Source organism: Caballeronia pedi (assembly GCF_001544915.2).
Taxonomy (GTDB): Bacteria; Pseudomonadota; Gammaproteobacteria; order Burkholderiales; family Burkholderiaceae; genus Caballeronia; species Caballeronia pedi.
The window spans coordinates 69744-85227 of record NZ_FCOE02000018.1; the positions used below are offsets into that span (position 1 = coordinate 69744).

Annotated in this window: 15 protein-coding genes; 10 read left to right on the forward strand and 5 right to left on the reverse strand. The window is 64.3% G+C overall.

Annotated features, from left to right (window positions below; all coding sequences use genetic code 11):
* Positions 1-44: 44 nt before the first annotated feature.
* Genes AWB80_RS24535 through AWB80_RS24545 form a run of 3 tightly spaced genes read left to right on the forward strand, consistent with a single transcriptional unit; the run spans position 45 to position 1971 of the window.
* The gene (locus AWB80_RS24535; RefSeq protein WP_061177253.1) at positions 45-626 is read left to right on the forward strand and encodes a peptidylprolyl isomerase; all 582 of its coding nucleotides are present in this window, start codon (positions 45-47) and stop codon (positions 624-626) included.
* 38 nt (positions 627-664) lie between these two features.
* Positions 665-1156 carry a peptidylprolyl isomerase gene (locus AWB80_RS24540; protein WP_061177254.1) on the forward strand — a complete coding sequence of 164 codons (492 nt, stop codon included), beginning with the start codon at positions 665-667 and terminating at the stop codon, positions 1154-1156.
* A 14-nt stretch (positions 1157-1170) separates the two neighbouring features.
* Positions 1171-1971 (forward strand): UDP-2,3-diacylglucosamine diphosphatase, encoded by an 801-nt coding sequence (locus AWB80_RS24545; protein WP_061177255.1) that lies wholly within the window; start codon positions 1171-1173, stop codon positions 1969-1971.
* Positions 1972-1975: 4 nt separating this feature from the next.
* Here AWB80_RS24545 and cysE read toward each other — a convergent pair whose 3' ends face one another.
* Together cysE and AWB80_RS24555 are read right to left on the reverse strand one after the other, a co-directional pair.
* Complete coding sequence (gene cysE, locus AWB80_RS24550; RefSeq protein ID WP_061177256.1) at positions 1976-2767, reverse strand: serine O-acetyltransferase; 792 nt, start codon at positions 2765-2767, stop codon at positions 1976-1978.
* 190 nt (positions 2768-2957) lie between these two features.
* Positions 2958-3728, reverse strand: coding sequence for an RNA methyltransferase (locus AWB80_RS24555; RefSeq protein WP_061177257.1), 771 nt, complete (start codon positions 3726-3728; stop codon positions 2958-2960).
* A gap of 252 nt (positions 3729-3980) precedes the next feature.
* Between AWB80_RS24555 and AWB80_RS24560 the strand changes: the two genes are divergently transcribed.
* From AWB80_RS24560 to AWB80_RS24580, 5 genes are all read left to right on the forward strand, one after another.
* Entirely contained in the window at positions 3981-4784 is an 804-nt protein-coding gene (locus AWB80_RS24560; RefSeq protein ID WP_061177336.1) for an inositol monophosphatase family protein, read from the forward strand.
* 193 nt (positions 4785-4977) lie between these two features.
* Positions 4978-6276 (forward strand): lysophospholipid transporter LplT, encoded by a 1299-nt coding sequence (gene lplT, locus AWB80_RS24565; protein ID WP_061177258.1) that lies wholly within the window; start codon positions 4978-4980, stop codon positions 6274-6276.
* Positions 6277-6363: 87 nt separating this feature from the next.
* Entirely contained in the window at positions 6364-6732 is a 369-nt protein-coding gene (locus AWB80_RS24570; protein WP_061177259.1) for an ElaB/YgaM/YqjD family protein, read from the forward strand.
* 340 nt (positions 6733-7072) lie between these two features.
* Entirely contained in the window at positions 7073-9703 is a 2631-nt protein-coding gene (gene mutS / locus AWB80_RS24575) for a DNA mismatch repair protein MutS (protein WP_425266881.1), read from the forward strand.
* Entirely contained in the window at positions 9666-11009 is a 1344-nt protein-coding gene (locus AWB80_RS24580; RefSeq protein WP_061177261.1) for a hypothetical protein, read from the forward strand. Before mutS ends, AWB80_RS24580 begins: the two co-directional genes overlap by 38 nt.
* A gap of 45 nt (positions 11010-11054) precedes the next feature.
* On the opposite strand, the gene AWB80_RS24585 is transcribed toward AWB80_RS24580, so the two are convergent.
* On the reverse strand, positions 11055-11606 hold the full coding sequence (locus AWB80_RS24585) for an FKBP-type peptidyl-prolyl cis-trans isomerase (RefSeq protein ID WP_061177262.1): 552 nt from the start codon (positions 11604-11606) through the stop codon (positions 11055-11057).
* A 33-nt stretch (positions 11607-11639) separates the two neighbouring features.
* Between AWB80_RS24585 and AWB80_RS24590 the strand changes: the two genes are divergently transcribed.
* Positions 11640-12878: a JmjC domain-containing protein gene (locus tag AWB80_RS24590; protein WP_061177263.1), complete on the forward strand. Its 1239-nt coding sequence runs from the start codon at positions 11640-11642 to the stop codon at positions 12876-12878.
* A gap of 268 nt (positions 12879-13146) precedes the next feature.
* Complete coding sequence (locus AWB80_RS44990) at positions 13147-13401, forward strand: hypothetical protein (protein ID WP_074168913.1); 255 nt, start codon at positions 13147-13149, stop codon at positions 13399-13401.
* A gap of 123 nt (positions 13402-13524) precedes the next feature.
* On the opposite strand, the gene AWB80_RS24605 is transcribed toward AWB80_RS44990, so the two are convergent.
* Together AWB80_RS24605 and bamC are read right to left on the reverse strand one after the other, a co-directional pair.
* A complete protein-coding gene (locus AWB80_RS24605) occupies positions 13525-14298 on the reverse strand; it encodes an MBL fold metallo-hydrolase (protein ID WP_061177264.1) in 774 nt (257 codons plus the stop codon).
* 18 nt (positions 14299-14316) lie between these two features.
* The gene (gene bamC / locus AWB80_RS24610; protein WP_061177265.1) at positions 14317-15459 is read right to left on the reverse strand and encodes an outer membrane protein assembly factor BamC; all 1143 of its coding nucleotides are present in this window, start codon (positions 15457-15459) and stop codon (positions 14317-14319) included.
* Positions 15460-15484: the final 25 nt, after the last annotated feature.

The following is a 15484-nucleotide window of genomic DNA, read 5'->3' on the forward strand; positions in this document are numbered from 1 at the left end:
ACTGTCCGTATTCACCACACGAACCACACGAGGATCGATCCTTCATGAAATTCCTGATGTTGGCGCTTTCGAGCGCCGCCCTGATCGCGAGCGCGCCGGCGTTCGCCCAGCCGAATGCGCAGGCGGCGCGCCCCACCGTGCTCATCAAGACCACGCAAGGCGACATCAAGGTCGAGTTGTATCCCGAGAAGGCGCCGAAGACGGTCGCGAACTTTCTCGACTACGTGAAGTCCGGTCAGTACAGCGGCACGATCTTCCATCGCGTGATTCCGGGCTTCATGATCCAGGGCGGCGGCTACAGCACGAGCTTCGCCGAGAAGCCCACGCGCGCGCCGATCCCGCTGGAAAGCAGGAACGGTCTGAAGAACGCCACGGGCACGCTCGCGATGGCGCGCACCAGCGACCCGAACTCGGCCACCGCCCAGTTCTTCATCAATACGGTCGATAATGCGGGTCTCGACTATCCGAGCCCGGATGGCAACGGCTATGCCGTGTTCGGCAAGGTCGTAGCGGGCATGGATGTCGTGAAGAAGATCGAAGGCAGCCCGACCACCACGCGCGGTCCGATGCAGGACGTGCCGCAGAAGCCGACCGTGATCGAGTCGGCCACCGTGGTCTCGCAGTAACACGAAGCTCAATCAAACACATTGGAGAGAACACCATCATGGTCGAACTGCATACGAACCACGGCGTCATCAAGCTTGAACTGGACGCCGAAAAAGCGCCGAAGACGGTCGAGAACTTCCTCAGCTACGTGAAGAAGGGTCATTACGACAACACCGTGTTCCACCGCGTGATCGACGGCTTCATGATCCAGGGCGGCGGCTTCGAGCCGGGCATGAACCAGAAGCCGACCGACGCGCCGATCAACAACGAAGCCAACAACGGCCTCACGAACGACAACGGCACGATCGCGATGGCGCGCACCAACGACCCGCATTCGGCGACGGCGCAGTTCTTCATCAACGTGAAGGACAACGACTTCCTGAACCATTCGTCGCCGACGCCGCAGGGCTGGGGCTACACCGTGTTCGGCCGTGTGGTCGAAGGCCTGGACGTGGTCGAGAAGATCAAGAAGGTCAAGACCGGCTCGAAGGGTTTCCATCAGGACGTGCCGGTCGACGACGTCGTGATCGAGAAGGCCGTCGTGGTCTGATCTCCGTTCATTGCATGATCGATACGAAGACTTCATTCGATCGCAAGGCAGCGGGCGCAGCGAACCACGCGCGCCCGCTGTTTTTCATTGCCGATCTGCACCTCTCCGAAGCGATTCCGAAAACGGTCGAAGCGTTCGAGCATTTCATCGAAGTGACCGCGAACGAGGCGGACTCCGTTTTCATTCTCGGCGACCTGTTCGAATTCTGGGTCGGCGACGATATCCTCGATGCGCCCGAGTCGGACGCGCGCGCCAGCTTTGCGCGCCGCATGACGCGACTCATGCACACGCTTTCCGAGCGCGGCATCGGCCTCTACGTGATGCACGGCAACCGCGATTTCCTGCTGGGCAAACGCTTCATGAAGGATGCGGGCGCGCTGCCCCTGCCCGATCCGTTCGTGATCACCGCGTTCGGCAAGCGCGTCGTGCTCGCTCACGGCGACGGCCTCTGCACGGCAGACCGCGCCTATCAGCGCTTTCGCGCGTTCGCGCGCAACCGCTTCGCGCAGCGGCTCTTTCTGGCGTTGCCGCTCGACACGCGGCTGGGCATCGGCCAGCGCATGCGCACGAAGAGCGAAGGCGCGCGCACGATGGGCGTCGACGCGAAATACGACGTCACGAAGAAAGCCGTCTCGCAACTCTTCATCAACAGCCGCACGCATACGCTGATTCACGGCCACACGCATCGCCCGGCGATGCATCGCGAAGTCGAAGGCGTGCGCTGGGTGCTGCCCGACTGGGAACTGGACGTCAGCAAACCGCGCGGCGGCTATCTGCGCCTCGACGACAGCGGCGTGCACCCGCTGCCGCTCTGACGCTTCAACGCGCAAGCGATTCCGTTCGCTCTTCGGTCTTGCCGTCCATCGACGTGCACAGGCGTTTGAGATCGACGAGCGCGGCGCCATCGACGGCATTGAGCGCTTCCACGCGCGCGCCGAGCCGTTCGAGCGCCGCGACGATCTCGTCGATACGCTGCGTCTGCGTCGAGGCGTGATCGATCAGGCCGTGGATCGCGAGCGACATGGGATCGTCGGCGTTCGGCGTGATGCCATAGGCGCAGAAACCTTCGTGCTTCGGCTCCTTCGGTCTGGAAACCGCCGGCATCACGATGCGCGCCGGATTGCCCACCGCCGTGCCGCCCGCCGGCACCGGCTTCACGACGACCGCGTTGGAGCCGATCTTCGCCTCGGCGCCGATGGTGAAACCGCCGAGCACCTTCGCACCCGCACCGACGATCACGCCGCGTTCGAGCGTCGGATGACGCTTCGCGCCGCGCGTGAGCGACGTTCCGCCGAGCGTCACACCCTGATAGATCGTGCAGTCATCGCCGATTTCAGCGGTTTCGCCGATCACGACGCCCATGCCGTGATCGATGAACACGCGCCGCCCGAGCGTCGCGCCCGGATGGATCTCGATGCCGGTGAGAAAGCGCGCGAGTTGCGACACGAAGCGCGCGAGCCAGCGCCATTGGCGGCGCCAGCACGCGTGCGCGAACCGATGCAGCACGATCGCATGCAGCCCGGGATAACAGGTGACGACTTCCCAGGCGCTGCGGGCGGCGGGATCGCGCTCGCGGATGGCGGCGATGTCTTCGCGAAGTCGGTCGAACATGGCGATGTCTCGATGGTGGGAGGGGTCGCGCGCCGTTCCACGCCACGAGGACGCCTAAAGCAGGGAACGCGCAAAGCTTATATCGGCGGTCGCCGTTTTTCGCCGATTGTAGGGCGAGCGCGCCGCCTTTGCCCGATGCCCCCGATGGCAACGCGGTCGCTGCCATCGGAACAAACGCGCGCACGCGCGTTCAGTCTTTCCTGGCGCGAAGCAGGATGTGCTTGGCGATCCCGCGCAGGATATTCACCTCTTCGCGCTCCAGTCCCGAGCGCGCGAAGAGCCGCCGCACACGCGACATCAGCTTCTTCGGATTGGCCGGATCGAGAAAATCGAGCGCGACGAGCGCCTCTTCGAGATGCGCGTACATGCCTTCGATTTCATCGCTCGCCGCGCTCTGCGCCGCCGGCTCGACGGCGGCAAGCGGGCCCGCGGACGCCTGGAACGCGAGCCGCAACTCGTAGGCGAGCACCTGCACGGCCTGCGCGAGATTGAGCGAGCTGTAGGCGGGATTGGCCGGAATATGCGCGAGCGCGCTGCAGCGCTCGACATCCGCGTTGGACAGGCCGGTGCGCTCGTTGCCGAACACGAGCGCGATGTCGCCGTGGCGCACGAATTCGTGCGCGCGTTCGGCAAGCGCGCGCGGCGGCATCTGCGGCGGGCCGTACTCGCGCATGCGGGCGGTCAGCGCCACCGACCAGCGCACGCCGACGAGCGCATCGGCGAGCGAGTCGACGACGTGCGCGGAGGCGAGCACGTCGTCGGCGCCGGAGGCCATCGCGATGGCTTCTGGCTCGTTCTTGACGTCGGGCACGCGCGGCGCGACGAGGACGAGGCGCGCGAAGCCCATCGTCTTGAGCGCGCGCGCGGCCGCGCCGACGTTGCCCGGATGACTCGGCTCGACGAGGATGAAGCGCGTGGACGTGAAGCCGCCGGCAGGCGCGGAGAGATCGTTGGGTTCCAAGGCGCGATGTGTAATGAATGTGCGAACCCGCCATGTTAACGCGCTTTGCCGAACCACCGGAAACGCACAGCCACTTTCGGGTAAAATGGCCCCTTCGCGCGCCGCGAACGATTGTCGCAGTCAGTCGAATCTTCGCGCGAACGCCCCGCTCTTATTCAATTCGTCTTTCGTCGACATAGTCGTTGTCGCCAATTTTTCCGTCAGCGCGTGTTCATTTTCATGAACGCGCCCGGCGGCCAGAGGATTTCGCTCATGCATCCGATGCTCAATATCGCTGTCAAGGCCGCGCGCCGCGCCGGACAGATCATCAACCGCGCGTCGCTCGATCTGGACCGCGTCCAGGTCAGCAAGAAACAGCACAACGACTTCGTGACGGAAGTCGACAAGGCGTCCGAAGCCGCCATCATCGAGACGCTGCACACCGCCTATCCCGATCACTCGATCCTCGCCGAAGAGTCCGGCGCGACGGATCGCGAGTCGGAATTCCAGTGGATCATCGATCCGCTCGACGGCACCACCAACTTCATTCACGGCTTCCCGTACTACTGCGTGTCGATCGCGCTCGCGCACAAGGGCATCGTCCAGCAGGCCGTCATCTACGATCCGACCCGCAACGATCTCTTCACCGCATCGCGCGGACGCGGCGCGTATCTGAACGAACGGCGCATTCGCGTCGGCAAGCTGGACCGCCTCGCCGATGCGCTGATCGGCACCGGTTTCCCGTTCCGCGACGGCCAGGGCCTGAACGGCTACATGCGCCTCTTCAGCGAAATGACGCTGTCGTGCGCAGGCCTGCGCCGTCCGGGCGCAGCGGCGCTCGATCTCGCCAACGTCGCGGCCGGGCGGCTGGACGGTTTCTTCGAACAAGGCATCCATCCGTGGGACGTGGCGGCGGGCGCCCTGCTCGTGACGGAAGCGGGCGGGCTCGTCGGCAATTACACGGGTGAATCGGATTTCCTGTTCCAGAACGAGATTGTCGCCGCCAATCCGAAGGTGTACGCGCAGATGATCAAGATTCTCGACCCGTACTCGCGCACGCGTCTGACTGGCGAATAAGCCGCATGGAAAGGGCGCGCCCTGCGCCCTTTCGTTTTCTCCCTCCGCTCGCGTCCCGGGCGCGCCCCCTGCTCTGCAACGAATGCGGGGCTCCGTTACAGTGCAATCTTTTGCCCTCGCCGCCCGAAGGCGACGCTTCGTCGCGCCCTTCCCCGTCTGCCCGTCGCACGCCGCGCCACACGTCACTCCCGCCATGAAGAAAGGCTTCTACACGATCATCGCCGCGCAGTTCGTTTCATCGCTCGCCGATAATGCGCTTCTGATCGCCGCGATCGCCATGCTCGCCGTCGTGCAATCCGCGCCGTGGGTCACGCCGCTTCTGCAGATCTTTTTCACGATTTCCTATGTCGTGCTCGCGCCATTCGTCGGCGCATTCGCCGATGCGATCCAGAAACGCCACGTCATGTTCATCTCGAACGCGCTCAAGGCGGGCGGCTGCGCGATGATGATCGCGGGCGTGCATCCGATGATCGCGTATGGCGTCGTCGGTCTCGGCGCGGCGGCGTATTCTCCCGCGAAGTACGGCATTCTCACCGAACTGCTGCCGCCGCAAAAGCTGATCGCGGCGAACGCGTGGCTCGAATCCGCGACCGTCGGCTCGACGATTCTCGGCACCGTGATCGGCGGCGCGCTCGTGAGCCAGGTCGTCGCGCGCTGGGTCACGCATGCGCATCTGCCGCTCGTGAGCACCGCCGCGCACGCCGCGCTCTTCGCGGTGATGGTGATCTATGCGTCGGCGGCCTTCATCAACGTGTTCATTCCGGACACCGGCGCACGCTATCCGAACCGCCTCACCGAGCCGACCCGGCTCGTCGACGATTTCTCCCACAGCTTCAAGGTGTTGTGGAAGGACAAGCTCTCGCAGATCGCGTTGTGGGTCACGACGCTGCTGTGGGGCGCGGCCGTCACATTGCAGCTGCTCGTGCTCAAATGGGCCGATGCGAACCTCGGCCTGTCGCTGTCGAAGGCCGCCGTGCTGCAGGGCGTGACGGGGCTGGGCATCGCGCTCGGCGCCGCGGCGGCAAGCGCGTGGATCGTGCTGCGGCAGTCGCTGCGCGTGCTGCCGGTGGGCGTGCTGATCGGCGCGGTGGCGGTCGCGATGGCTTTCTACAACAAGGATCTCTTTCCGGCGGGCGCGGGCGTGCAGATCGGCCCGTTCTTCGCGCCGGCCTATATCCTGATGGCCTATCCGCTGATGATCGCGCTGGGCGGTCTGTCGGGCTTTTTCATCGTGCCGATGAACGCGATCCTGCAACATCGCGGCGCGACGCTGCTGTCCGCCGGGCATTCCATCGCGGTGCAGAATTTCAACCAGAACCTCGCCGTGCTCGCGATGCTCGGCGCGTACGCGCTGCTTCTGACCGTCAAGGTCCCGGTGCAGTGGATCATCGTCGTATTCGGCCTGTTCGTCTGCCTGATGATGGCGCTCGCGATGCGCCGCCACAGCCAGAACGAGCGCGAAACGGACCTGGGCGCGCTGGTCGAGGAATGAACCTTGCTCAACGGTGTATTCTGGGTCCATACCCCGGCTGCGGGGTACGGCGACATTCCTCGGCAACGTCAATCAAGGAGCAAGGAAATGGGATTGTTCACACGTTCGACGCTCGACAGCAAGATCAATGGCGCCGCCGATCTCGGCCAGCGCGCGGTGCGAGGTGCGAGCGACGCGGTCGATTCGGCCAGCGGCCAATTGCGTAGTCTGCTAGACGATCTGGAAAGCTCGATCCTGAACGCAAAGGACATCGATGCGGACAAGCTGCGCAAGGAATTGCAATCGAAGCTCAAAACTGCCCGCTCGCAGATGAACGGCGCGAGCGGCGCGATCGCGGGCAGGCTCGGCGATGCCGCCGGCTACGCCGACGATTTCGTGCATGACCGGCCGTGGCATACGCTCGGCGCGGTGGCGGGGTTGGCATTGCTCGTCGGTTATCTCGCCGGGCGCGCGTGACGCGCTCTGATCGTTTCTGAAAATTGCCGCCGGAACGGTGAAACATTCGTTTCGGCGGCGAGCATTGTCCTCGCCACACGCGAGCGGGCACGCTTGTCCACTCACATCTGCTGAATTCGCCTTCGTTCCTGGCGCGCCGCTAGCCGTTCGGCCGGCTCGCGCTCATCCGGCGACAGGTTAAACTCTTGGCCTATCGGCTCATTCGCGCCGGCGCAACTTCGCGCCCGGCCGTTTGGTCATTCCGGCTTCCACAGCACGCAAGATGGGCAATCACACGGCAACTCCCGATACTTCCCTCGATAGCGGCGCGCCACTCGCGGACCTGTCGCAGCACACGCCGATGATGCAGCAGTATCTACGCATCAAGGCGGACCATCCCGGCACGCTCGTTTTCTACCGGATGGGCGATTTCTACGAGCTTTTCTTCGACGATGCGGAGAAAGCCGCGCGCCTGCTCGATCTCACGCTGACTCAGCGCGGCGCGTCGGGCGGCAATCCGATCAAGATGGCGGGCGTCCCGCATCACGCGTGCGAGCAATATCTCGCGAAGCTGGTCAAGCTCGGCGAGTCGGTGGCGATCTGCGAACAGATCGGCGATCCGGCGACGTCGAAAGGTCCGGTCGAGCGCAAGGTGGTGCGCGTCGTCACGCCCGGCACGCTGACCGATGCCGCCCTGCTCTCGGACAAGAGCGATGTCTATCTGCTCGCGCTGTGCCCCGCGCACAACCGGCGCGGCGTGGTGACGAGCGTCGGCCTCGCGTGGCTCAATCTCGCGAGCGGCGCGCTGCGTCTCGCGGAAGTCGCGCCCGGGCAAGTGAGCGCGGCGCTCGAGCGCATCCGCCCGGCGGAAACGCTCATCGCCGATTCGATCACCGACGCGCAGGCATCGCTCGGCGTGATGAATCCAGGCGCCACGACGCGTGTGCCCGCCTGGCATTTCGATGTCGGCTCGGGCACGCAGCGCCTGCGCGAGCAACTCGATGTCGCGAGTCTCGACGGCTTCGGCGCTCAGACGCTCACCTGCGCGTGCGGCGCGGCCGGCGCGCTCCTGCTTTACGCCGCCGCGACGCAAGGCCAGCAGTTGCGTCACGTGCGCAGCCTGAAGGTCGAATACGAATCGGAATACATCGGGCTCGATCCCGCCACGCGCCGCAATCTCGAACTCACCGAGACGCTGCGCGGGACCGAATCGCCCACGCTGTTCTCGCTGCTCGACACCTGCTGCACGACGATGGGCAGCCGGCTGTTGCGCCACTGGCTGCATCATCCGCCGCGCGATGCATCGGTTGCGCAGGCGCGTCAGCAGGCGATCGGCGCATTGCTCGACGCACCCGTGAACGGCGGGCTCGACACCTTGCGCGGCGCGCTGCGCAAGATCTCGGACATCGAGCGCATCACGGGCCGTCTCGCGTTGCTGTCGGCGCGGCCGCGCGATCTGTCGAGCCTGCGCGACACCTTCGCCACGCTGCCCGATCTGCGCGCGCTCGTCGCTGCCGTGGCGGCGCATGCGTCGGCGCTGGAGCGCATCAGCGTGGCGCTCGAACCGCCGCACGAATGTCTCGATCTCCTGAAGAGTGCCATCGCACCCGAACCTGCCGCGCTGATCCGCGATGGCGGCGTGATCGCGCGCGGCTACGATCCCGATCTCGATGAATTGCGCGATATTTCGGAGAACTGCGATCAGTTCCTGATCGAACTCGAAGCGCGCGAGCGCACGCGCACGGGCATTGCGAATCTGCGCGTCGAGTACAACAAGGTGCATGGCTTCTATATCGAGGTCACGCGCGGCCAGACCGACAAGGTGCCGGACGACTATCGCCGCCGTCAGACGCTGAAGAACGCCGAGCGCTACATCACGCCCGAGCTGAAAACGTTCGAGGACAAGGCGCTGTCCGCGCAGGAGCGCGCGCTCGCGCGTGAACGCGCACTCTATGACGCGCTGCTGCAGAACCTGCTGCCCTTCATCGCGGATTGCCAGCGTGTGGCGGGCGCGCTCGCGGAACTCGATCTCCTGTGCGCGTTCGCCGAACGCGCCCGCGCGCTCGACTGGGTCGCGCCGCAATTCACCGCCGATGCCGGCATCGATATCGAACAGGGGCGGCATCCGGTCGTCGAGGCGCAGGTCGAGCAGTTCATCGCCAATGACTGTGCGCTCGGCCAGGATCGCAAGCTGCTGCTGATCACCGGTCCGAACATGGGCGGCAAGTCGACCTTCATGCGCCAGACCGCGCTGATCGCGCTGATGGCGTATGTCGGCAGCTATGTGCCCGCGAAGCGCGCGCGGTTCGGCGCGCTCGATCGCATCTTCACGCGCATCGGCGCGGCGGACGATCTCGCGGGTGGACGCTCGACCTTCATGGTCGAGATGACGGAAGCAGCGGCGATTCTCAACGACGCGAGCGCATCGAGTCTCGTGCTGATGGACGAGATCGGGCGCGGCACCTCGACCTTCGACGGCCTCGCGCTCGCCTGGGCCATCGCGCGTCATCTGCTCACGCACAACGGCTGCTACACGCTGTTCGCCACGCACTACTTCGAGCTCACGCAATTGCCCGCGGAATTCGCGCAGGCGGCGAACGTGCATCTGTCGGCGGTCGAGCACGATCACGGCATCGTGTTTCTGCACGCGGTGAGCGAAGGACCGGCGAATCAGAGCTACGGCTTGCAGGTCGCGCAACTCGCGGGCGTGCCGGCGGCGGTGATCCGCGCGGCGCGCAAGCATCTCGTGCATCTGGAGCAGCAGTCGATCGGCCAGCCGACGCCGCAATTCGATCTGTTCGCGAGTCAGCCCTACGCACCCTTCGAGGATGACCCGCGCGACGATGAACCGGCGCCGGCCGACGCGCCCGAACATCCGGTAATGGACAGGCTGCGCGCACTCGACCCGAACGAGCTGCGTCCGCGCGATGCGCTCGATCTGCTCTACGAACTGCATGAACTGGCGAATCGTCCGCCGGATGCCGCGCGTTGAGCGTGGCGTCGCCGCGCGCCTGACGAGCGCTGCGCCGATCGCGGTCGCGCTCATGTGCGGCGCGCTCACCTGCGGATCGATCCGGCAGGCAAACGCCGAAGGCAGCGCGCCGCTCGGCTTCGCCGTCATCTCCGACGCGCTCACCCGTCCCGCCGACGAAGCCCCGGTGCGCCGCATGCTCGACGCGATCGGGCGTGACGGCAGCATCGCGTTCATCGTCTATGACGGCAATCTGAAGGGCGGCGCGGAGCCGTGCCGGGACGGCATCTATCAGTCGCGGCATGATCTGCTGGACGCGTCGCGCACGCCGCTCGTGCTGCTGCTCGGCCAGCACGACTGGGCCGATTGCGGCCTCGCGCACGCGGGCGCTTACGACCCGGTGGAACGGCTCGATTTCGTCCGCCAGCTCTTTTTCGCGGATGCCGGTTCGCTCGGACAAAGCCCCCTCAATCTCGCGCGCGAAAGCGATGTCGCGCGCTTTCGCACGTTCCGGGAAATCGTGCGCTGGCAGGCGCAGGGCATCGCGTTCATCGGTCTCAACGTGCCGAGTCCGAACAATCACTATCTGACGGCGGGCGGGCGCAACGGCGAGTTCGAAGACCGCACCGTCGCGACGACCTTCTGGATCGAGCACGCGGCGGAATCGGCGCGGCGCACCGAGATGCGCGCGCTCGTCGTCATTCTGCAGGGCGATCCGGATTTTTCGCGCTACGAGCGGCGCGAGCGCTTCGGCTGGCTGCGCTTCTCGCGCTCGAACCAGCCGCGCGACGGCTTCCTCGAACTCAAGCGCAGCCTCGCGAAGGCGGCCGAAACCTTTCGCGGGCCGGTCATCGTGATTCACGGCACCGATACGCCCGAGCCCAACGGCTTTCATATCGATCAACCTTTGCGCAACGACAAGGGTTTGATCGTCACGAATCTCACGCGCGTGGCGGTGGCGTTCAGGAAGCCGCAAACGCAATGGCTCGAAGTGCAAAGCGATGCGCAATGGCATCCGCCGTTTCGACTGCGCGTGCGCGATGTGAAGGAGGCGCGCACGCGTGAACCGGCCACGCCGCCCGAGGCGCCCGCGCAATCGAGCACGCCCTATGTGCCCTATCCGTCGCCCTACCCAACGCCCAGTCCGGCGACGCAACCGACCTTGCCCGCATCGACGCCACCGGGCTTGCCGGACTCGCTGCCGGCACCGCCCTCGATGCCGCTGCCGGCCTCCGACCTGCCGCCGATCCTCACGCCGCCGCAGTCGCTGCCGCCGATCTATCCCGTGCCCGCGTCGGGCGTACGCAACGACACGAGCGGGCAATAAAAAACGCAGCCGAAGCTGCGTTTTTCAGTAAGCCGATGCGCTCGATCAGTGCAGCGTCGGACCTGCATCCTTGCGCGGTTCGTCGTCATCGTCGTCTTCGTCTTCGTCGACGACCTGCAGGCCGTCCGCGCCATGCGCGTGCTGATGTTCGATCTCGTCGTCGGTCGCAGTACGCACTTCCTGCACCGACAGCGAGAAGCGCAGCGCCATGCCCGCGAGCGGATGATTGCCGTCGAGCACGACCTTGTCCTCGGCGACATCGGTCACGGTGTAGATGAGCGAGTCGATGTCGTCATCGCCGTCTTCGGGCGTGCCTTCGAACTGCATGCCGACTTCCAGCGGCTCCGGAAAGCGGCTGCGCTCCTCGATCTTCACGAGCTCGGGATCGTACTCGCCGAACGCGTCCTGCGGTTCGAGCTGAATGAGCGTTTCATATCCGGCCTCGTGACCGTCGAGCGCTTCCTCGATCTTGGGGAACGTGCCATCATAGCCGCCGTGCAGATAGACCATCGGCTCGTCGCTCTCCTCGATCAGATTGCCTTGCGCATCCGATAGCTTGTAAGCGACCGAAACGACAGTGTCTTTCGCAATTTTCATTGGATCCTCCAAGATACAAGCCTCGATTATACGATGCCCAAGCGGCCCCAAGACGCAACACTAGCCCCTGTTTCCGGCCTTCCCGAGCATGCTCGCGCGCCTTCGCCGGATGAACCCACACCCTTGTTGGGCAACCGCACACCGCGACAGTTCATGCGGCGTTACTGGCAGAAAAAGCCGCTCCTGATCCGACAGGCGATCCCCGATATCGCAGCGCCGCTCGCGCGCGACGAACTCTTCGAACTCGCCGATCTCGACGACGTCGAGTCCCGTCTCATCACGCATTTTCGCAAGACTTGGAGTCTGGAGCACGGCCCGTTCGCGCCCGACGAATTGCCTTCAGTGAAGAAACGCGAGTGGACGCTGCTCGTGCAGGGCGCGAACCTGCACGACGATCGCGCGCACGCGCTGATGAACCGCTTTCGCTTCATTCCGGACGCGCGCCTCGACGACCTGATGATCTCGTATGCGACCGACGGCGGCGGTGTCGGACCGCACTTCGACTCTTATGATGTGTTTCTGCTTCAGGTTCATGGCAAGCGCCGCTGGCGTATCAGCGCTCAGCGTGACCTTTCGCTAAATCCCGGACTGCCGTTGAAAGTTTTACAGCACTTCGAGCCCGAGGAAGAATGGCTGCTGGAGCCCGGTGACATGCTGTATCTGCCGCCGCATATCGCGCATGACGGCATCGCGGAAGGCGAATGCATGACCGCGTCGATCGGCTTTCGCGCGCCCTCCACGCACGAGCTCACGGCGCAGTTCCTCTATCATCTCGCCGAGCGCGCGGACGATGCACCGGAAGGCGCGCGTGCCAGCACGCGCTATCGCGATCCGGCGCAGGAACCCGTGTCGAATCCGGCCGCGCTGCCCGCACTGCTCGTCGACCGGGTTGGCGCGATCCTTGCGAACGTCAACTGGACTGAAAAGGACATCGCGGCATTTCTCGGCACTTATTTGAGCGAGCCAAAAGCGAACGTCGTATTCGACTCGCCTGAGCGCGCGCTCAATGAGCAAAAATTTGTAGAGCGTGCGAAGAAAACGGGCGTAAGGCTGGATAGAAAGACTATTTTGCTCTACGACGCAAGGTCATTTTTCGTAAATGGCGAAGAGCAAGTGTTGTCATCGAAGCTGAAAAAGTGGCTCCCTGAATTGGCCGATACTCGGCATCTGGAGGCGAAACGCTTTGTAACACTTACAGACGATTCGTCAATGACAGCGCTGCTGCACGAATGGTATTGTGCGGGCTGGCTTCGGATGGGTGCTTTGCCTTGACTGGCTTGACTTCATGAGACTTCCTGACACGCTGCGGAATGCTAGAGTTTGTTGTTCCGCAATATGAAAGTTTGTATGAGAAAGACAACGTATCGTCCCCTGATTTATCGACGGTCGTTACGAAAGTGCCTATAATTTCCGGCCAAGCCGTAGGAAGTCTCACACAAAAAAGAATTGTGAGTCTCCACAGCGGCCCAGGTCGGTGTTGGAGCACACATTACCGGTACTTTGCGCTGTTGCTTACCTTTAACCATAAAAGGACGTGATCATGAAGAAATCCCTCCTCGTAGCATCCCTGTTGGCTGCTGTTGCTCTGGCTGCATGCAACAAGTCTAGCGAAACGGCTGCTCCGAGCGCTGCAAGCGATACGTCGGCTGCTTCGGCTCCGGCTGCTGCTGCTTCGGACGCAAACGCTGCAGCATCGAGCGCTTCGGCCGCTGCAAGCGACGCAGCTTCGGCTGCTGGCGCAGCTTCGGACGCTGCCGCTTCGGCTGCTGCTCCGGCATCGGGCGCAAGCCAGTAAGGCTTGTCGGCGCTTCGGCGCCAAGGCATGCGCCGCTCAATGCGGCCTGCCAACGAAAAAACCGGCTTTTGGGCCGGTTTTTTCATATCTGCTTTCTGCGTTTCTACCGCGTTATCCGCGCATTCAGAGCATTAGCCAGTCGAAGCCTTCCGCTTGCGTCGCGACCACCACATCGATCGCCGACGCACCCAGCGCCGCCGCGAGCGCCGCCTGCGCCAGATGCGGCAGATTGTTTTGCTGACTGAGATGAGCGGCGACGAGATGACGCAGCCTGGAACGATCGAGCGACGCGAGTATGGCCGCCGCCGCTTCGTTATTCAGGTGTCCGTGAGTCCCGCCGATGCGCGCCTTCAGCGAGGGCGGATAGCGGCTCGCGGCAAGCATGCCGACATCGTGATTGGATTCGAGCACGAGCGCGTCACAGCCGCTCAGGACGTTCGTGATATGCGGCGTCGACACACCCACGTCCGTCAGCACACCGAGGCGGCACGCGCCGTCTGAAAAGACGTATTGCAGCGGCTCGCGCGCATCGTGAGGCACGGTATACGGCAGCACGCTCAGATCGCCGATGGCCACACTCTCATCGCCCCACAGCACGTGCAGGTCGATGTCGGCTTCATCGGCGCCGATCGCGCGCGCGGTGCCCCAGCTCATGTGCAGAGGAATGGACCATCGGCGCGCGAGCGTCAGCGCGCTGCCGATATGATCCGTGTGCTCGTGCGTGATGACGATGGCGTCGAGATCCTCGGCGCGGCAGTTCAGACGCGCGAGGCGACGCTCGACTTCCTTGCCGGAGAATCCGCAATCGAGCAGCACGCGCGTCGTGGTCGTGCCGCTCGATGCCTCGACGAGCAATGCATTGCCCTCGCTGCCGCTGCCGAGACTGGCGAATCTCACGATGTCTTCAGAAGTCGTTTAGTTCAACTGCGCGTGCAGCAAGGACACGATGCGCTGCGCATCGGACGAGGTGTCCGGCTGACCGTTCGCATCGACGACGCCGACCTGCGTGAGCGAGTCCGCCTTCGGCCGCACGTTGACGAGGAACTGACGCGTCGGCTTCGGCGTATTGCCCGAGAAGAACTTGCCAAACAGACCGTCCTTCTTCAGCTCCGCCATGGAGTCCGAATAATGGACGTAGTAAATGCCCTTGTCGCGATCGCGATTGTCGACCGTGAAATTGGTGCGATCGAGCGCGAGGCCCACGCGCAGCCATGCGCGATCGAACGGCTCGGCGAGATCGAGCGTGGAACCGCCCGCGCTCTGGTCCACCGCCACCTTAGCGCCCGACGGACGCGCCTGCGCCATCAACTGCTGCGACTGCTTTTCGGTCAGGCCGAACTTCTGCATCAGCTTCGTGAGCACCGCGGCTTCGAGCTGCGGGTTGCGCGGACGCGCTTCCCAGCGCGACGAGGTCTTGTCCTGCCCCGTCAGCACTTCTTCCATCGCGCTGTGCGTGACGGAGATATCGGTCGAGCCGTCCGACGCGCGGTCCACCTGCGTACGGAACATGTCGCGCGTGCCGGACGAATACGCGAAGTCGAGCAGCTTGCCCACGCTATTGCGGAACCAGTCGTTCGGAATGTTCGCGCGGTTCTCCGCCCAGTCGGTCGCCATGATGCCGGTCTGCGGCGCGTCGGTCTTGAGCGTGAAGCCGTTCTCTTCCCAGAACTCCTTCAGCGGTCCCCAGATCTGATCGGGCGAGCGGCCATCGACGACGAGCCAGCGACGGTCGCCATCGCTCTCGACGTGCATGCCGTACGGGTCCTGCGCGTTCGGCACGCCGAGCGTCGCGTTGCCGGCCGGCGTGACCGCGCGTTCCGCGGCGCCGCCCAGCGCGTTGATCTTCGGCGGCGCGGCATAGCGCTGGCTGATGTCGGCCGTGCTCAGATCCGACGGAACATTGAGCGACGGTGCGGTCTCAGCAGCCTTGTAGTTGACGCGATCCGGCGCGAGCCAGTCGTTGAGCGTGTCGCAACCCGCGAGCGCGAAGATCGCGCCGGCGCCGAGCGACAGCATGCTCAGGCGTTTGGCGTGAGTAAGAAGAGCGGAACGTTTCATGAGGTCCTTCTTTGCTGCTGATGAC